Here is an 18,603-nt window from a genome sequence, read left to right on the forward strand (position 1 = left end):
GCAGGTAGGGGAGAGGAACACCGTTAATCGTCGGAACCGCCGAACATCGGGTCGCCGACGGCCGGGTCGTTGATCTTGCCATATCCGCCCACGCTGCGCTTGAGCAGGTTCACCGGGCTTGATCCAACCGAAGCCAGGCCGTTGAACTCCAGCTGGATGAAGAACGAGTTGTTCCGCTTGGTGGTCGAGGTCACCAGGGTCTGCCAGGCTGTGCGCAGCACCCAGCAATCCCCCTGATATTCGAGACCGGCAATGACCTCGCTTGCGCGTTTTTCACGCAGATTGAGGTCATAGCGGCCGACGCCATACCAGTTCCCCCACAACGGCCATTGCGCGGAGAAGTCGATGTTGCGGGACTCGTCCCGCTTGTAGCGGTAGCTGACCGAGGCCACCTTGGCGTAAGCCGGCTGGTAACGGAACCCGGCAACTGCGCGCTGCCAGAGGCCGACACGCGGGTCGTACTGCAGAGCGGTTTCGGCCCACAGATTCTTCTGTACCCGCCCCGACACGCCCCCCAGGATATTGGCCACCCGCCCTTCGCGCGTGGTTTCGCCGGGCAGCGTCACGCGTTGATCCGAAAAATAGAAACGCTGCGCCAGGGCATAGCGCATCCACTCTTCGCCACTCTGCGCTTCGATCATGCGCGACTGCAAACCTGCAGTGAGCTGATTGGAATCCGAAATGCGGTCACTGCCGGAGTAGGCATTTTCCGAAAAGATCTGCGCGAAATTGAAATCCGCCTTGGCCGTGTCGAACACGGGGAAGGCGCTCTGGTCGCGATAGGCCGAGCGCGCGTAATAGAGCCGCGGCTCCAGGGTCTGGATCTGCGCGACGCCATTCGACTCCGTTTCACGCTCGAACACCACGCCGGAATCCAGCGTCAGGATCGGCACGCTGCGATTGAGCGAGGTATCGCCATTGCTCGCCGGCTCATCGAGCTGGTAGTGCGAAGCGTGCACCCCGACCTTCGGCGTCAGGAAAAACGCCGAGCTCTGCATCGGGTAGGAGATCTGGGGATAGGCCATGCTGCGCTGGCCATCGACCGCGCTCGCGCTCGCGAAGCTGGTGTATTCCATCGGCATCGTCATCGAGAGGCCGTGGAAATCCGCCTGGGTCGCCGTCAGGGACAACTGGGGACGACGACTGTAGGGCTCGGAACCGGACAGCACCTGATAGCGCTGCACCAGCACGCCGCCCGTCAGCCAGCTGCCGCTGTTGTAGTTCAGCGTTGCTTGCTGGTTCAGCGTGGATTGCGAGGTCGCCGCGATCTTGGAGCTCAGATCGGTAAAGTAGGTCTTGTCCGAAACCTGGGTCGCATCGACCGCGCCGCTCAGCCCGTAGCCGAAGTCCTGCTGATGCTTCCAGGCAACGACGGAACGGGAGCGCTGCTCGACCTTGTCCTCGGGCATGTATTCGCCGCGCAGGTTGCCATTGGACTTCGCATTCAGATAGCGGAACTCGCCCCCCAGCTGCACGCCACGCTCGCTCATCCAGCGCGGCGCCAGCGTCGCATCGTAATTCGGCGCGAGATTGAAGTAATAGGGCAGCGAGGCATCGATGCCATTATTGGTCGAGCTGCCAAGGGTCGGCGGCAGGAAGCCCGACTGCCGGCCACCGCTGAGCGGGAAGTCCACCCACGGCGTGTAGGCGATCGGCACATTCTTGAAAACGAGGGTGCTGTTCCAGGCCTCACCCTTGTCTCGATCGAAATCGAGATTCAGTTCGTTCATGCGCAGGTACCAGGAAGGATCCGGCGCCGGGCAGGTCGTGTAGGTCGCGTTGCTGAGCTGATACTGGTTCTCGCCTTCGAGCTTGAGCAGATCGGCTTCGCCGGAGCCTCGCACCATCCGGGTCAGCGCCTTGGCATTGGGATCGACGCTGCGGCCCTGCCCGCTCAGCTGCCCCGAGACCTTGCGCTCGCGCTGCAGCACATAGTTGGGCGTTTCGACCTCGCCATACAGGGTATCGAGATTCACCCGCGCCTTCGGCCCTTCGATCTGGTCGCCACCGCGAACCAGCTTGACCGAACCCTCTGCCGTCACTTCATTGGCGATCTGGTCGTAGAACAGCTTGTCGCTGGTCAGCGTCATGTCGCCACGATCCAGACGCACATTTTCCTGCGCGACCATATTGACCTGGTCGCGACCGTCGATGCGACGCGCCTCGATCCGGGTGGCGCGCGGGTCGAGTTTTTCCTTCGCCTCCGGAGCAGCAGCCAGTGCGGGTGCGGGTGCGCTGAGCGGCGCGCGGCGAGTGTCGGCAGGTCGGACGGTTTTCGGCGCTTTCCCCGTGTCGTCCGGCGTTGCACGAGGCGCCGAAGCGGCCGCCTCCGGCACCGACGCCTTGTCGCCCAGCAGACGCGGATCCACAGTCAGGGATTGGCCCTGCGCCACGATCGGAAGAGCGGCCATCACGGCCAGAGCCAACTGCCGGCGACGAGTCGCCCGGACGGGCGGCTCCTGATGCATGACACGGATTCGGTTCATGAAAACCTTGCGCAGGAGAGGTGATCGGGAAGGCAACAAGCCATGCCTGCCGCGTTTGGTAAGATTGGCCGGCATTTTACATGAGCGCAACACCTCTACCGGAGCACACCTTGGATCGCCTGCAACAAATTCATGCCTGGCTTGAGCAAACCCTGGGCGGCACACCCTACGAGCTGTCGGTAGCGTCCGCCGACGCAAGCTTCCGCCGCTACTTTCGCGTAACCCTCGCAGAGGGCGACCAGCGCATCGTCATGGACGCCCCGCCCAGCCATGAAGACTGCCGTCCTTTCCTGCATGTCGCAGGGCTTTTCGAGGCAGCGGGCGTGCACGTCCCGCATGTTTTCGCGCAGGACCTGGAACAGGGCTTCCTGCTCCTCTCCGACCTTGGCAACACCACCTACCTCTCGGCGCTCACTCCTGAAAACGCCAGCGAACTCTATGCCGATGCGCTGGGCGCACTGGCCGCCATCCAGCGCGCGAGTCAGCCGGGCAAGCTGCCCGACTACGACCGAGCCCTGCTGCTGCGCGAACTCATGCTGTTTCCCGAGTGGTATGTCTCCCGTCACAAGGGCGTCAGCCTCTCCGAGCAGGAAACGCAATCGCTGATGGCGGTGTTCGAGCAGATCCTGGCGGTAAATCTTGCCGAGCCGAAGGTCTATGTGCATCGCGACTTCCACTGCCGCAACCTGATGCTCAGCACCCCGAACCCCGGCGTGCTCGATTTCCAGGACGCGGTGTACGGCCCGATCACCTATGACCTGGTTTCGCTCTTCAAGGACGCCTACATCCACTGGGAAGAAGAGCAGACGCTCGACTGGCTGGTTCGCTACTGGGAGATCGCACGCAAGCTCGGCCTGCCGGTCAGACCCGACTTCTCGGACTTTCATCGCGACTACGAGTTCATGGGCGCCCAGCGCCACATCAAGGTGCTCGGCATCTTTGCGCGCCTGTGCCACCGTGACGGCAAGGAGGGCTACCTCAAGGACATGCCGCTGGTCATGCACTATCTGAAGGCCACCTGCCGCCGCTATCGCGAACTCAAACCCCTGCTGCAACTGCTTGAGCGGCTCGAACCCGAGGAGGTCCAGGTTGGCTACACATTCTGAGAACCCGCTGATCGACACCGCCCGGCTGGAGGCCGTGCTGACGGAGTTCGCGCGCGCAAGGGACTGGGACAGCTTTCACAATCCGCGCAACCTGCTCCTCGCGCTGACCGGAGAAGTGGGCGAGCTGGCCGAGATTTTCCAGTGGAAAACCGACGCGGAAGCCGAGGCGATCATGGCAACCCCCGAAGCCGAGCATGTTCGGCAGGAAGTGGCTGACGTCTTTCTCTACCTGATGCGGATAGCCATGGTGCTGGGCATTGATCTCGACGCCGCCGTGCGCAACAAGATTGAAATGAACGCCCGCAAATACCCGCCAAAACAACGGGACTGAGGCAAGTACGGGCGCCTCCCCGGCGCCCGGCCAGTGCTCAGGCTCGCCGCTGCCGGCGGGCCTCGAAGAGGCAGATGCCCGAGGCGACGGACACGTTAAGGCTCTCGACCGAGCCCAGCATGGGAATCCTTGCCAGCTCGTCACAGGTGTCCCGGGTCAGCCGGCGCAGGCCATCGCCCTCAGCCCCGAGGACCCAGGCCACCGGGCCTTTCTGGTCGATTTCATAGACGTCTTTCGTGGCCTCTCCCGCCGCACCGATGCACCACACACCCGCATCCTTCAACTCCCGCAGCGTGCGCGCAAGATTGGTCACGACAATATAGGGCACCGTATCTGCCGCGCCGCTCGCCACTTTTACCGCCGTGGCGTTGAGCCCCACAGCACGGTCCTTGGGCGCGATCACCGCATGAACGCCGGCAGCGTCCGCCACCCGCAGGCAGGCGCCGAGATTGTGCGGATCGGTGATGCCATCGAGCACCAGGAACAGGGCGTTTTCCGTCAGATCCTCCAGGATATCGCCCAGATGCAGCACCTTGTGGCGCGGATCGATTCGCGCCACCACGCCCTGGTGGCGATGGGTCCCCGCCATGCCGTCAAGCCGGGCGGAGTCGGTCGGAATGATCCGCAACCCCGCGGCTTCGGCCTTTGCCAGCAGTTCGCGCGCCCGGGCATCACCACGCTGAGCGGCGACATGCAACTCCAGAATGGCATCCGGATCGTGGCGCAGCTTGGCCGATACAGCGTGAAACCCATGAATGAAACGCGAATCAGCCACGACGGCTTCCTTTCTTCCTTGCGGTTGCGGGCGCACTTGCACCCGATGGTTTGCGAGCCCGTGACACGGGTGCATCTTCTGGTTTGGTGTGACGGCCGGTGCCTCCCAGGAGCGCGGCCTTCACCGTATCGCTGCCGCGAGGCGGCACCCCCGCCAGCTCACGCCAGCTGACCGGCTCGTCGTCTTCCACGACCGGCGCGGAGGCCTTCTTGCGCGACGCAGGCTTGCTCTCCGCGACCGGTACCGGCGACGCCTCCGGAGCAGGCTTTGCCGGCGCTGCGCGACGCGTGCGGGGCGCCTTTACTGCCGGCGGAGCCTCTTCCGGCAGGATGTCGATATGACGTTCGCGTGCCGTCTTGCCAAGCCGCGCCGTCGGCCGGGCTACGCCCTCGACCAGGCGGAAATCGATCTTGCGCGACTCCAGATCTACCCGGACCAGCTCCACGCTCACCCGGTCGGACAGCCTGAACTGCTGGCCACTGCGCTCGCCGACCAGTGCATGTCGCGCTTCGTCGTAATGGAAATAATCCGCGCCCAGATCCGAGATGTGCACCAGCCCTTCAACGAAGAGCTCATCGAGGGTCACGAAGATACCAAAGGAGGTCACGGCCGTGACGACCCCGCTGTATTTTTCGCCGATCCGGTCCTGCATGTAGAAACACTTGAGCCAGGTTTCCACATCACGACTGGCCTCATCGGCGCGCCGCTCGGTCTGCGAGCAATGCACACCGACGTCTTCCCAGATTCCGTTCTTCTCCACCGAAGCGCGCCTCTTCTCCGCCTCTCTCGCTGCGCGTGCGAACGCCTCGTCCGGCTGCTTGCTTCCCTTCTTGCGCCGGGTGTCCTTGAGCAGCTCGACAGGCCCGGTGGCGGGCATGTACTTCACGCCCTGCAGCACCGCCTTGATGGCGCGGTGCACCAGCAGATCCGGATAGCGCCTGATGGGCGAAGTGAAGTGGGTATAGGCCTCATAGGCCAGGCCGAAATGGCCGACGTTTTCCGGTGAATAGACGGCCTGCTGCATCGACCGCAGCATCACCGTCTGAATGAGTTGTGCATCCGGCCGATCCTTGATGCGCTCGACCAGCTTCGCAAAATCCGCCGCCTTCGGAGTGTCTCCGCCCCCCAGCGAAAGTCCGAATTCGGCAAGGAACTGCCGCAGCTTTTCGAGCTTCTCGGCCGCCGGCCCCTCGTGCACCCGGTACAGCGCGGGTTGCTTGTGCTTCTGCAGGAACTCCGATGCGCAGACATTCGCGGCCAGCATGCATTCCTCGATCAGGCGATGAGCATCGTTACGAGACTCCGGCACGATCCGCTCGATCTTGCCGCCGGCATCGAAGATCATTTTCGTCTCGACCGTTTCGAACTCGATCGCGCCGCGCCTGGCCCTCGCCTTGAGCAGGATCCGGAACAGCGTATCCAGCGCCTCGAGATGCGGCAGCAAGGGGGCATGCGTTTCGCGCAGCGCCTCGTCACGCACGCCCTCCGCGTCGCCATACAGCATCGCGGCAACCTTGTTGTAGGTCAGGCGGGCATGGGAATACATCACGGCCGGGTAGAACCGGTAAGCCTTGATCGCTCCGCTGACGTTGATCGACATGTCGCAGACCATGCACAGGCGCTCGACCTCCGGATTGATCGAACAAAGACCGTTGGAAATCTTTTCCGGCAGCATCGGAATCACGCGACGCGGAAAATAAACCGAGTTCCCCCGGTTGAGCGCCTCGGCATCCAGCGCGGAGCCCGATGTCACATAGTGGCTGACATCGGCAATCGCCACGATCAGGCGATACCCCCTGCCCTGCTTTTCGCAATAGACCGCGTCATCGAAGTCCTTCGCGGTCTCACCATCGATCGTCACCAGCGGCAGATGGCGGATGTCTTCGCGCACACCGCCCTCCCATTGCCAGTCCTTCTTGCGCACGGCCGTTGGCAGCTTCTTCGCCTCGGCCTTCGCTGCCTCGGGGAATTCGAAAGGCAGATCGTGCTTGCGCAGGGCAATTTCGATTTCCATGCCGTCGTCGGCGTAATTGCCCAGCGTCTCGACAATCTGGCCGATCGGCTGACTGTACTGACTCGGCTGCTGCAGCAACTCCACCGTGACCACCTGGCCTGCGGCAGGCTTGTGGCGCCCGCCCGGCGCCAGCAGGATAGCCTGGCTGATGCGCCGGTTTTCCGGCAACACCGACGCCACGCCGGCCTCGACGACTACGCGACCGATGACACGCGAGTTGGCCCGCTCCAGCACCTCGATGATCCTGGCTTCACGCCGGCCGCGCTGATCCACGCCGACCGCACGCCCAAGCACGCGGTCGCCATGCAGCACCTCGCGCATCGCACGCGGCCCGAGAAAGAGGTCTTCGCCACCGTCCTCCGGCACCAGAAAGCCGAAACCGTCCGGATGCCCTTCCACCTTGCCGCGAATCAGATCCGCCTTGTCCGGCAGGATGTAGCTCCCGCGCCGGTTGCGCATCAACTGCCCGGCGCGCTCCATGGCCCCCAGGCGTCGCTCGAAATGCGGCATTTCCTCTTCGGTAATCTCGAGCTCGACCGCCAGTTCGGAGATCGCAAGCGGACAGGCCGCCAACTCCAGTATCTGCTGGATGTACTCGCGGGAAGGCAAGGGGGATTCGTACTTCTCCGCCTCGCGTTCGTAAAAGGGATCTGCGCGGCGGATCTTGGAAATTCTGGTTTTCTTCATTTTGTTCTTGTTCTCCTGTTGACTCTTTGAAATTGTGCCTTATAATTCTGTTCTTCGCTGCTGCTGCAGCGAATTGCCCAGGTGGCGAAATTGGTAGACGCGCTAGTTTCAGGTACTAGTGCCGCAAGGTGTGGAGGTTCGAGTCCTCTCCTGGGCACCAGATTCGCAGGAAAAGCCAGCTCATCGAGCTGGCTTTTTTCTTTTCCGTTGCCGCCAGACAACTGTTCGGTCCGCACGAAAAACGGAATGCACGCCGGCGAGCCGGCCAAAACAGAAGGCCGGCAAACGCCGGCCTTCTTGCACGGATCAGACAGCAAACGGATGTTGCCTCAGAATGGTTTCATCGCGTTCCGGGCCCGTCGACACAATCGCGATCGGCACACCACACACCTCTTCCAGCCGCTTCAGATAATTGCGCGCCTCGACCGGCAAGGCATCCCACTGCTTGACCCGGAAGGTGGTGCCCTTCCAGCCCGGCATGGTTTCGAAAATCGGCTCACACGCTGCCACATCATCTGCACCGATCGGAAGCAATTCGATCTTCTTGCCGTGAAGCATGTAACCGGTACAGATTTTCAGCTCGTCCAGACCATCCAGCACGTCAAGCTTGGTAATGCAGAGGCCGGTCAAACCGTTGATGCGAGCCGAGCGACGCAGTGCTGCCGCATCGAACCAGCCGCAGCGGCGCTTGCGCCCGGTAACGGTGCCGAATTCACGCCCCACCGTGGACATCTGCTCGCCGGGCGTACCCTTGGTCTCGATATCCAGTTCGCTCGGGAAGGGGCCGCCGCCGACGCGTGTGCAGTAGGCTTTGGTGATACCCAGCACGTAGTGCAGCATGCCCGGACCGACGCCCGAGCCGGCCGCAGCCTGTCCCGAGACACAGTTCGACGAGGTCACGAAAGGATAGGTGCCGTGATCAATGTCCAGCAGCGTGCCTTGCGCGCCCTCGAAAAGCAGGTTCTGACCGGCAGCATTGGCGGCATACAGATCATCGGAGATGTCCGAGACCATCGGACGGATCGCCTCGGCATCCTTCATCGCCTGATCGAACACGGTCTGGAAGTCGACCGCCTCGGCGCCCAGATACTGCGTCAGCACGAAATTGTGATAGTCGAGCACCTCGCGCAGCTTGATCGCGAAACGCTCGGGATTGAAGAGGTCATAGACGCGCAGCGCGCGGCGCGCGACCTTGTCGGCATAGGTCGGGCCGATCCCCTTGCCGGTGGTGCCGATCTTGTCGCAAGCAGCCTTGCGAGCCTCGCGCGCACGATCGATGGCCGAGTGATAGGCAAGGATCAACGGGCAGCCAGGGCTCAGCTTGAGGCGTGAGCGGACTTCGATGCCATCCTTCTCCAGCACGGCAATTTCCGAGAGCAGATGGTGGATGTCGAGCACCACGCCATTACCGATGTAGCACTGCACGCCCTCGCGAACGATGCCCGAAGGCACCAGATTGAGCTTGTACTCCTTCTCGCCAATCACGAGCGTGTGGCCGGCATTGTGGCCGCCCTGGAAACGCACCACGCCCTGAGCATGATCCGTCAGCCAATCGACGATCTTGCCCTTGCCTTCGTCGCCCCACTGCGTGCCGACGACCACCACATTCTTTGCCATTTTGAATCTTCCTCAGTCTTCCAGAGCGACGACGCGCCATGCGCCATCCTTCAACACGATACGACGGTCGCAACCGGCTTCGCGCCAGTCTCCCGCATGCCCGGGCAGTTCCGGCATCACCACTTCACCGGCAGCGCGCAACTGCGTCACCAGCGTTTCAAGATCCGCCGAGGCCTCCAGCGGCGAGAGAATCGCACCCGGAATCGCGGCATCCGGCCCCAACGCAGCCAGCTCCCGCAGATCAAGGCTGAAGCCGGTGGCCGGACGCGGACGACCGAACGCGCGGCCGACTTCGTTGTAGCGCCCGCCCAGCGCGATGGCGGTGGGCGAAGCGCCGCAGTAGGCGGCAAACATCAAGCCCGTGTGGTAGTGATAGCCACGCAGATCTGCCAGATCAAAGCTCAGGCTGCGCTCGCCAAAATGCCTGGCAAGGTGCAGGAGTTCGTCCAGTGCCGAATGTACGCCGGGCAGGTCGGGCAAGACATCGCGTGCCCGGACCAGAACGTTGGCATCACCGTAGAGCCCCGGCAGCGCGAGCAACCCGGAGCGTGCGGGCTCGGCAATATTGGCGACGAAGTCACGCAGCGCAGGCACGTCCTTGCCCTGCAGGATGTTGAACAGCGTCTCCTCCGACTCGGGCGTGAGCTCGGCAAGACGGCTCAGCGCGCGGAAGAGCCCGATATGCCCGACATCGATCCGGACAGCGTCCGCACCGCTGAGCGTCAGCGTGCGCGACAGCAGGCGCAGAACTTCCACATCCGCTTCGATACCGGCGTGACCATACAGCTCGGCACCGATCTGGAGCGGCTCGCGCGAGGCGGTCATCGTGCGGGGCAGCACATGCACCACCGGACCGCAATAACACAGCCGCGTCACACCGCTGCGATTGAGCAGGTGCGCATCGATACGGGTAACCTGAGGTGTCGTGTCAGCACGCAGGGCCATCGAGCGCCCGGTCAGCTGATCCACGAACTTGAACATGGCGTCAGCCATCTTCTGCCCGGTTCCGGAGACGAGCGAATCGACGAATTCAGCCATCGGCGGAATCACGTACTGATAGCCGTGAAGGCGAAACTCGTCGAGCAGCACGCGACGCAAGCGCTCGATCCGCTGCGCCTCATGCGGCAGCACGTCTTCGAAATATTCGGGCAGCGCCCAGCGCGGTAAAGCCATGAGATTCTTAACGGACAAAAGTGAAGAGCAGCACGCCGGCCAGGATCGACAGCAGACCCGCAAAGCGGATCTGCCCGTCGGCCCAGCCGGTCATGCGCTGGAAGGTGGCGCGCCAGGCTGCCGGCACGCACAGGGGAGCAAGGCCTTCGATCACCAGCATCAAAGCCAGTGCGGCCATCAGGTCACGCAGCATCTTACTTGCCGGAATCCTTGCCGCCGCTCTTCATGTACTTGAAGAAGTCGGACGAAGGATCGACGACCAGCATGTCGTTCTTGTTCCGGAAAGACTGTTTGTAGGCATCCATGCTGCGCCAGAAGCGATAGAACTCGGGGCTGCGCCCGAAGGCTTCCGCATAGACCGCGGCGGCTTTTGCGTCCCCCTCCCCCTTGAGGATCTGGGCATCGCGATAGGCTTCCGCCACCACCACCTCACGCCGGCGATCGGCATCTGCCTTGATCTGCTCTGCTTCAGCAGCGCCGGTCGAACGCAGCTCATTGGCCACACGCTTGCGCTCGGCCTCCATGCGTCGATAGACCGACTCGCTCACATCATTGGGCAGCTCGACACGCTTGACGCGCACGTCAACGATCTCGACGCCGTACTGGATCGACTCTGCAGCGGCCTTGCCCTTGACCACCGCCATGAGCTTGTGGCGCTCGCCGGAGATCACGTCATGCACCTGGCGCTTGCCGAACTCCTCACGCAGAACGGCATTGATGGTCTGCTCGAGACGCAGCCGCGCACGTGTTTCCTCGACGCCGAAAGCGCGATAGAACACCGAAGGATCCTTGATGCGCCATTTCACGAAAGAATCGACCAGCACATTCTTCTTTTCGGCGGTCTGGAACAGCTCGGACTCGGTCGTATCAAGCGTGAGGATGCGGCGATCGAAGAACTTCACGTCCTGCACCAGGGGCAGCTTGAACTTCAGTCCGGGCTCCACTTCGAAGCGCTTGATTTCCCCAAGCTGGAACACCAGCGCGTAGTTGCGCTGATCCAGCGTGAAGACGGACATGGACAGAAGCGCAGCCGCCAGCAGCAGCGCCCCCAGAATCACGGGAAGACGGGCGTTCATCAGCGATCTCCCCTTTCACGCGAGCGAAGCGACTCACGGCGGACTTCCGTTTCGGCACGCACCTGCGGCAGGTCGGCAGCCGGGCGAGAGTTTGCCGCAGCTGCCGGAGCAGCGGCGTCGGCAGACGGCGCGCTGACCTGCATCAGCTTGTCCAGCGGAAGGTAGAGCAGATTGCCGTTGCCCTTGGCATCGACGAGGATCTTGGTGGTGTTGCTGTAGACCTGCTGCATCGCGTCGATATACATCCGGTTGCGTGTCACTTCGGGGGCCTTGGAGTATTCGGCAAAGACCTGCTTGAACCGGCTGGCATCACCTTCCGCCTGGGCAACCACGCGTGAAGCGTAGCCCTTTGCCTCTTCACGCAGCCGGGCTGCCGAGCCCTCCGCCTTGGGCACCACGTCATTGAAATAGGCCTGACCTTCGTTCTTCAGGCGCTCGCGATCCTGGCCGGCCTTGACCGCATCATTGAAAGCTTCCTGAACCTGCTCGGGCGGCTGGGCATTCTGCATGGTGACCTTGGACACCTGGATCCCGCTGCTCTTGTAGGTGCCCAGATGATAGTCGTCCAGCATGCGCTGGATCAGCAGCTGAGCTTCCTTCGCGATGGCCTCGCGCCCTTCATAGAGCACAAAATCCATCTTGCTCTTGCCGACGATTTCCCGCATGGCGGACTCGGCAGCCTGACGGACAGTCTGGTCGCCATCCTTGTTGGTGAAGAGGAAGGCCGCCGGATCGCTGAGGGTGTACTGCACGGCAAACTGGATGTTGATGATGTTCTCGTCATCCGTCAGCATCAGTGACTCATGCAGGTTCTTGGCCCTGTCGCTCGCCCGGAAACCGATTTCGACGGTCCGCACGCGCGTGGCGTTAACGAGCTCCACACTCTCTATCGGATAGGGAAAATGCCAGCGCAGACCTTCGTTGGTCACTTCCTGCAGCTTGCCGAAACGCAGCACGACGCCACGCTGACTCGCATCCACCGTGTAGAAGCCGCTGCCCAGCCAGAGCGCCAGCGCCGCGAGAATCACCAGGCCGACGCCCCCACCCATTTGCCGGGCGGACACCGGGGACGGAGGTGGCGGCGCATCGCCGGAACCGCCACCGCCCTTGCGACCGAACATGCCACCGAGGCGGCTGTTGAAGTCACGCCAGATGTCTTCGAGATCAGGCGGCCCCTGATCGGCATTGCGCTTTCCGTCCTCGGGCTTCTGGCTGCCCCAGCGAGGATCGTTGATTGACATGATGAGTCCGGTAATCATGAGCTTTTCTGGTCTGAACTTTCCGTTGGAAAAACTGGCTCTGCCTGATCGGCCTCACCAGCAACCTCTATCGGGAACAACCGGGACGCCAGGGCTTCACGCAGCAAACCCAGCCCGTCACCCGTCCGAGCGCTGAGCAAAATGCGCGAAATTTTACCATAGCCATCCTCTTCGACTCCCGGGACACCCTGAGTCAGATCCATCTTGTTCCACACCTGGATCTGCGGAACATCCCCTGCACCGATTTCCTGCAACACGCCATTGACGACATCGATCTGCGCTTCGCGATCCGGCGAAGAAGCATCCACGACATGCAGCAGGATGTCTGCACGGGAAGTTTCCTCCAGCGTCGCATGAAACGCAGCGACCACCGAGTGCGGCAGGTCGCGGATGAAGCCGACGGTGTCAGAGAGCACCATGTTGCGCTGAGCCTCGCTGAGGTACACCCTGCGCGACGTGGTGTCGAGCGTGGCAAACAACTGGTCGGCCGCGTAGGCGCCCGCCTTGGTCAGGGCGTTGAACAAGGTGGATTTTCCTGCATTGGTATATCCGACCAGTGAGACCACCGGAATCTCGCTGCGTTCCCTCGAACGCCTGCGGACCTTGCGCTGCTTTTCCAGCTGGCGCAAGCGGTCTTTCAGCAGGGCCACCCGCTTGCCCAGCAGACGACGATCGGTTTCAAGCTGCTTTTCACCCGGGCCGCGCAGACCGATCCCGCCCTTCTGGCGCTCAAGGTGGGTCCAGCCCCTTACCAGGCGCGTAGCAAGGTGCTCAAGCTGAGCCAACTCCACCTGCAGCTTGCCCTCATGGCTTTGCGCGCGCAGCGCGAAAATATCGAGGATGAGCGTCGTGCGGTCGATCACTCGCCGCTGCAGCACACGCTCCAGATTGCGCTGCTGACCGGCCGAAAGCTCGTGATTGAAGATGACGATGTCGGCGGCAACAGCTTGTGCGGCAGCCAGAATCTCGTCGACCTTGCCGGAGCCCGCAAAGAGCGCTGGATCCGGTGCGCGACGGCGCCCCTGTACAAGCGCCAGGGTTTCAGCCCCTGCAGAGCCCGCCAGCATCTGCAATTCGGCCAGCTGCTCGCTGACCCCGCCCTCGCCAAAGTCAAGCTGGACAAGTACGGCACGATTACCTTCGGATTCGGGGCGATCAAACATGAGGTCGACAGAACAGGACCTGCCCGCAGCCACACGCTGAGGACAGATCCGGATTCAGATGAAAGCAGGAGCCGGTAACCGAGGATGGGGTTACCGGGAGCACGGCTCAGTCCTTGGCGGGCGCTTCACCGGCGGGTTCGTGCGGAATGCTCACGGCGCGTGCGGGAACGACCGTGGAAATGGCGTGCTTGTAGACCATCTGGGTCACGGTGTTCTTGAGCAGCACGACGTACTGGTCAAAAGACTCGACATGCCCCTGCAACTTGATGCCATTCACCAGGTAGATGGATACGGGGATGTGCTCCCTGCGCAGCGTATTGAGAAAGGGGTCTTGCAGCATCTGGCCTTTGTTGCTCATGGTTTGTGGCCCTCGTCAGTATTGTTATTGGAAAACGTGTTCAGTGAAACATGGGCGGGCAGCCAGCAGGCACTGCCCAAAGGGGGAAAGGGTATCAGGGATAGTCCTTGTCCGCATAGGGGTTCCGGGCGGAGCGGAACTCGATCCGCAGCGGCGTGCCCTGCAGTTTGAATGTTTCCACGAAACTGCGCTCGAGATAGCGGCGATAGGCATCGGGAATGTGATCCAGCGCATTGCCGTGTATCACCACAACAGGCGGATTCTGGCCGCCCTGGTGCGCGTAGCGCATCTTTGGCCGGAACACGCCCTGACGAGGCGGCTGCTGTTTGGTGATGGCCGTCTGCAGCGCCCGCGTGAGCTTGGGCGTAGCGAGCTTGACCATGGCAGCCGCATACGCGAGATCGACCGACTTCAGCAGCGGGCCGATACCGGTGGATTCGAGCGCCGAGATGTAGTGATGCCGCGCGAAATCCAGGAAATAGAGCTTGCGCGCGATTTCCGCCTTGACGCGTTCGCGCCGGTAATCATCAACGCAATCCCACTTGTTGATCGCCAGCACCAGGGCACGCCCGGCTTCGAGCACGAAGCCCGCAATGTGTGCATCCTGATCGGAAATATCCTGGCTGGCATCAAGCACCAGCACAGCAACATTGGCCTCTTCCACCGCTTGCAGCGTCTTGATGACCGAGAACTTCTCGATCGCCTCGAACACCTTGCCACGCCGGCGAAGTCCTGCGGTATCGATGAGCGTGTAGGCTCGGCCGTTGCGCTCGAACGGCACCTCGATGGCGTCTCGGGTCGTACCCGGCATGTCAAAGGCGATGACGCGGTCTTCGCCCAGCAGTGCATTGATGAGCGTCGACTTGCCCACATTGGGGCGACCGACAATCGCAACGCGCGGCCCCTTCTCGTCGGCATCCTGATCTTCCGGATCCTCCGGAAAACGCTCCATGACAAGATCGATCAGCTGCCGGACGCCTTCGCCATGCGCGGACGAAATCACGTAGGGCGTGCCGAAACCCAGCTCATGGAATTCGGCGCTGAAAGTGTCGCGATTCGCGCCCTCGCCCTTGTTCACGGCCAGATAGACCGGCCTGCCGGAGCGCCGCAGCGTATCGGCAATCTGCTTGTCATGGGGCGTCAGTCCGACACGGCCGTCGACGAGGAACAGCAGGGCGTCGCCTTCGGCGATCGCCGATTCGGCCTGCCGGGCCATTTCGGCCACGATGCCATCCTTGGCCAGCGGTTCGAAGCCGCCGGTATCCACCACCAGGTAGGAGCGCGACCCGACCCGCCCAAGACCATAGTGACGGTCACGCGTCAGGCCCGGCATGTCCGCCACGAGCGCATCGCGCGTGCGGGTCAGCCGATTGAAAAGCGTGGATTTGCCGACATTGGGTCGGCCCACGAGTACCAGCGTAGGTTTCACGAAAACTCCGGCCCTGCTGCTCAGCGACGCAGAGTCAGGGCATAAACATCACCGTCTGCCGACTGCACGGCAAACGCATTGTTGGGCAGCGCCAGCAGCGGCGCACGCACGCCCGACGAATCCACCCGCATATTGGCCAGAAAACTGCCGTCCTTGCGATCCAGCGCGTGCAGGTAGCCCATGCCGTCTGCCACGATCACTGCGTCCCCCGCAACCAGCGGCCGGCCGACACGGCGGCGCGCCAGCTTGTCCTGCTTCCAGGCCGTCGCGCCGGTTGAAGCATCCAGCGCATAGACAGAGCCATCGGTATCGGTGACATACACCGCCGCTGCATCAGCCGAGATGCCGACGGCAGAGGAAATGTCGCGCGCCCAGCGTTGGCCGCCGGTGGCTGCGTCAACGCAAGCGACACGCCCCTGGAACGCGGCAACGCACACGGCATCCCCACGCACAACCGGCTCACCCACGATGTCGGTCAGACGTTCGATTTCATTCGAGCCCTTCGGCTGGGCAATGGTCGACTCCCAGCGCTGAACGCCGCCCGCTGCGGTCAGCGCAACCAGCTTGCCTCCCGGGAAGCCGGCAAACACCAGGCCACCCGCTGCGCCCATGCCGGAGTGACTGCGCAAGGCAAGAGGGGCCTGCGCGCGCTGATAGACCCACTTGCGCGCGCCGTCGGTCAGACCATAGGCAACCAGCTGGCTGTCGCCAACCCGGACCACGACCAGATCATCCGTCAACAGCGGAGCGGAGAGCACGACACCGCCAAGGGTCACGTTCCACAGGCTCTTTCCGTCAGCGGCGTCATAGGCTCTGAGCACGCCGTCACTGCTGGCGACAATCACATGTCGGGCATTGGTCGAAACGCCACTGCTCAGCGCAGCCTCCGCACGCACTTTCCAGACCTGACGGCCGGCGGCGTCGAAGCGTGCGATATCGCCCTTCTGCCCCGCCGCATAGACGCTGCCGCCATTAAATGCGGGCGCCAGGAGCGACTCGCCGAGCGAGGACAGGCTGTCCTTCCACAAGGTGCTCAGTTCAGCCGTCGGCTTGAAAACCGGCAGGGGCGCGGGCGTCAGGTCAGGCTTGGAAGACTTGGAGGAGCACGCGGCGAGTGCCACGAGCAAGGCCGAAGCCAGCAGGATCCGGCGATTCATCATGCGCCTCCCAGAGCGTCAAGCTTGGTCTGCAGCATGCCGCGGAAGGCAGGATTCCGGGTGTCACTGGCCTTGGCTGCGTCGAGCGCCAGCCTGTAGGCAGCGCGGGCGTCATCCTTCTTGCCCTGGGCAAACAGGATGTCACCCCGCAGATCAGCGTAGCGCGCGGCAAACCCTGCATCCGGGGCAGCCTGCAGCGTGGCCAGCGCGGCATCGAATTCCTTGGCATCCAGTTGCAGCGCAGCCAGACGCAAACGCGCAAGATCGATGAGCAGCGGATCTGCCTTGCTCGCAACCAGCCATTCATAACGGCCGCGCGCGGCCTTGCTGTCACCCGCTTCGATCGCTGTCTGGGCGGCCTGCATCACCCCCAGGGCCGCAGCCGTCGTGGAGGCGTGTTTCTTGATCAGTTCGTCAGCCAGCACGGCGACCTTGCCACCATCCTTTGCCTCGGCAGCCTGAGCCAGCGCGCCGTAAATCGCGCCCGCCTCGACCGCCTGCTTGTTGTCGTACCAGCGCCAGCCCTGCACGCCGGCGACGGCAACGGCAACCGCCAGGACAATACCGCCGACGATGTTGCCGTTCTTTTCCCACCAGGCCTTGATGGCCGAGAGCTGTTCCTGTTCTTCGAGGTCGTACGCTGCCATGTGCTTGTTCTTTCGTCAGTGATTCAAATGATTCTCAGCCGGCCTGCTCATCGGTGCCGTAAAGGTGGTCCGCCAGCAAACCTACCAGCTCTTCCGGTGTCACGGCAATCTGCTCGCCGCCGTCGCGAAGGGGCTTGAGCGAAACCTTGCCGGCCGCAGCTTCGTCATCGCCCACGATGACGGCATATGCTGCGCCCGAGGCGTCAGCCTTTTTCATCTGCGACTTGAAGCTGCCACCACCGCAATGGAAGACGGCGGAAAAGCCGGCGCTGCGGATCTCTTCACCCACGCGGAAAGCAAAGGGCTGCGCCTTGTCACCCTGGTGCACGAGGTAGACGTCCGGACTGGAAAGACGCCCGGTATCGAGCCCTTCCTGCCACATCAGCATCACGCGCTCCATGCCCATCGCGAAACCGCACGCCGGAGCCGCCTTGCCCCCGAGCTGCTCGATCAGACCGTCGTACCGGCCGCCGGCACAGAAGGTGGCCTGCGCCCCCAGACGGGTCGTCGTCCATTCGAACACGGTGCGGTTGTAGTAGTCCAGCCCGCGCACCAGGCGCGGATTGATACGGTACGGCACAGCCGCCTCGCGAAGCAGCGCCTGGACTGCCTCGAAGTGTTTCAGCGACTCTTCGCCGAGGTACTCCAGCAGTCGGGGCGCACCTTCGACGATTTCCTGCAGCGCAGGATTCTTGGTGTCGAGCACGCGCAGGGGATTGGTGTGAAGACGGCGCCTGCCATCCTCGTCAAGCTGATCCTGATAGCGCTCCAGATAGGCGATCAGCGCCTGCCGGTGCTCGGCCCGCTCCGAAGCATCGCCGAGGGAATTGAGTTCGAGCGACACATCCTCGAGCCCGAGGTCGTCCCACAGACGACGGCACATCACGATGTGTTCGGCATCCACATCCGGGCCGGCGAAGCCGAGCGCCTCGACACCGACCTGATGGAACTGCCGGTAGCGCCCCTTCTGGGGGCGCTCGTGGCGGAACATCGGCCCGCTGTAATACAGGCGCTGAGGGTTCTGGAAGATCAGGTTGTGCTCGATCACCGAGCGCACGCAGGAGGCCGTGCCCTCCGGGCGCATCGTGAGCTGCTCGCCGTTGAGGCGATCTTCGAAGGAATACATTTCCTTCTCGACAATATCGGTGTGTTCGCCCACGCCGCGCGAAAACAGCTTGGTGTACTCAACGATGGGGGTACGGATCGGCCGGTAGCCATAGCTCTTGAGCCAGTCACGCACGATTTCTTCAAAGGCTTCCCAGCGCTCCGCCTCGTCGGGGAGCAGGTCGTTCATGCCCCGGACGCCTTGCAGTTTGTTGCTCATC

At 62.7% G+C, this 18,603-nt stretch carries 16 protein-coding genes and 1 tRNA gene; 3 read left to right on the forward strand and 14 right to left on the reverse strand.

The window, feature by feature from the left end:
- Nucleotides 1–23: 23 nt before the first annotated feature.
- Complete coding sequence (locus ABDB87_RS16150) at nucleotides 24–2,486, reverse strand: LPS-assembly protein LptD (protein ID WP_345928942.1); 2,463 nt, start codon at nucleotides 2,484–2,486, stop codon at nucleotides 24–26.
- Between the two features lie 110 nt (nucleotides 2,487–2,596).
- On the opposite strand from ABDB87_RS16150, the gene ABDB87_RS16155 reads away from it, so the two are divergent.
- Nucleotides 2,597–3,592 (forward strand): aminoglycoside phosphotransferase family protein, encoded by a 996-nt coding sequence (locus ABDB87_RS16155; protein ID WP_345928943.1) that lies wholly within the window; start codon nucleotides 2,597–2,599, stop codon nucleotides 3,590–3,592.
- Nucleotides 3,576–3,923: a nucleotide pyrophosphohydrolase gene (locus ABDB87_RS16160; protein WP_345928945.1), complete on the forward strand. Its 348-nt coding sequence runs from the start codon at nucleotides 3,576–3,578 to the stop codon at nucleotides 3,921–3,923. Before ABDB87_RS16155 ends, ABDB87_RS16160 begins: the two co-directional genes overlap by 17 nt.
- A 37-nt stretch (nucleotides 3,924–3,960) precedes the next feature.
- Here the strand turns inward: ABDB87_RS16160 and rlmB are convergent, their stop codons facing one another.
- Both rlmB and rnr read right to left on the reverse strand, forming a co-directional pair.
- Complete coding sequence (rlmB, locus tag ABDB87_RS16165) at nucleotides 3,961–4,698, reverse strand: 23S rRNA (guanosine(2251)-2'-O)-methyltransferase RlmB (RefSeq protein WP_345928947.1); 738 nt, start codon at nucleotides 4,696–4,698, stop codon at nucleotides 3,961–3,963.
- Complete coding sequence (gene rnr, locus ABDB87_RS16170) at nucleotides 4,691–7,399, reverse strand: ribonuclease R (protein ID WP_345928949.1); 2,709 nt, start codon at nucleotides 7,397–7,399, stop codon at nucleotides 4,691–4,693. Before rnr ends, rlmB begins: the two co-directional genes overlap by 8 nt.
- Nucleotides 7,400–7,474: 75 nt before the next feature.
- Between rnr and ABDB87_RS16175 the strand changes: the two genes are divergently transcribed.
- Nucleotides 7,475–7,559: transfer RNA gene (locus ABDB87_RS16175), tRNA-Leu, on the forward strand.
- Nucleotides 7,560–7,705: 146 nt separating this feature from the next.
- Here the strand turns inward: ABDB87_RS16175 and ABDB87_RS16180 are convergent.
- The 11 genes from ABDB87_RS16180 to hisS all read right to left on the reverse strand — a co-directional run bounded on the left by ABDB87_RS16180 (nucleotide 7,706) and on the right by hisS (nucleotide 18,602).
- A complete protein-coding gene (locus ABDB87_RS16180) occupies nucleotides 7,706–9,016 on the reverse strand; it encodes an adenylosuccinate synthase (protein ID WP_345928951.1) in 1,311 nt (436 codons plus the stop codon).
- Nucleotides 9,017–9,028: 12 nt separating this feature from the next.
- The gene (locus ABDB87_RS16185; RefSeq protein WP_345928953.1) at nucleotides 9,029–10,189 is read right to left on the reverse strand and encodes an ATP phosphoribosyltransferase regulatory subunit; all 1,161 of its coding nucleotides are present in this window, start codon (nucleotides 10,187–10,189) and stop codon (nucleotides 9,029–9,031) included.
- Nucleotides 10,190–10,196: 7 nt separating this feature from the next.
- Nucleotides 10,197–10,382 carry a DUF2065 domain-containing protein gene (locus tag ABDB87_RS16190; RefSeq protein WP_345928955.1) on the reverse strand — a complete coding sequence of 62 codons (186 nt, stop codon included), beginning with the start codon at nucleotides 10,380–10,382 and terminating at the stop codon, nucleotides 10,197–10,199.
- A gap of 1 nt (nucleotide 10,383) precedes the next feature.
- Nucleotides 10,384–11,265 carry a protease modulator HflC gene (gene hflC / locus ABDB87_RS16195; RefSeq protein ID WP_345928958.1) on the reverse strand — a complete coding sequence of 294 codons (882 nt, stop codon included), beginning with the start codon at nucleotides 11,263–11,265 and terminating at the stop codon, nucleotides 10,384–10,386.
- Entirely contained in the window at nucleotides 11,265–12,506 is a 1,242-nt protein-coding gene (hflK, locus tag ABDB87_RS16200) for an FtsH protease activity modulator HflK (RefSeq protein WP_345928960.1), read from the reverse strand. The genes hflC and hflK overlap by 1 nt, the downstream gene beginning before the upstream one ends.
- A gap of 14 nt (nucleotides 12,507–12,520) precedes the next feature.
- Nucleotides 12,521–13,687, reverse strand: a complete 1,167-nt coding sequence (gene hflX, locus ABDB87_RS16205) for a GTPase HflX (RefSeq protein WP_345928962.1) — start codon at nucleotides 13,685–13,687, stop codon at nucleotides 12,521–12,523.
- A 106-nt stretch (nucleotides 13,688–13,793) separates the two neighbouring features.
- On the reverse strand, nucleotides 13,794–14,045 hold the full coding sequence (hfq, locus tag ABDB87_RS16210; protein WP_345928964.1) for an RNA chaperone Hfq: 252 nt from the start codon (nucleotides 14,043–14,045) through the stop codon (nucleotides 13,794–13,796).
- 94 nt (nucleotides 14,046–14,139) lie between these two features.
- Nucleotides 14,140–15,474: a ribosome biogenesis GTPase Der gene (gene der, locus ABDB87_RS16215; protein WP_345928966.1), complete on the reverse strand. Its 1,335-nt coding sequence runs from the start codon at nucleotides 15,472–15,474 to the stop codon at nucleotides 14,140–14,142.
- A gap of 20 nt (nucleotides 15,475–15,494) precedes the next feature.
- Nucleotides 15,495–16,634 (reverse strand): outer membrane protein assembly factor BamB, encoded by a 1,140-nt coding sequence (gene bamB / locus ABDB87_RS16220; protein ID WP_345928968.1) that lies wholly within the window; start codon nucleotides 16,632–16,634, stop codon nucleotides 15,495–15,497.
- Nucleotides 16,631–17,278 carry a YfgM family protein gene (locus ABDB87_RS16225; protein ID WP_345928970.1) on the reverse strand — a complete coding sequence of 216 codons (648 nt, stop codon included), beginning with the start codon at nucleotides 17,276–17,278 and terminating at the stop codon, nucleotides 16,631–16,633. Before ABDB87_RS16225 ends, bamB begins: the two co-directional genes overlap by 4 nt.
- A 34-nt stretch (nucleotides 17,279–17,312) precedes the next feature.
- Entirely contained in the window at nucleotides 17,313–18,602 is a 1,290-nt protein-coding gene (gene hisS, locus ABDB87_RS16230; protein ID WP_345928972.1) for a histidine--tRNA ligase, read from the reverse strand.
- Nucleotide 18,603 lies beyond the last annotated feature (1 nt).

Source organism: Uliginosibacterium paludis (assembly GCF_039631355.1).
GTDB classification, from domain to species: Bacteria; Pseudomonadota; Gammaproteobacteria; order Burkholderiales; family Rhodocyclaceae; genus Uliginosibacterium; species Uliginosibacterium paludis.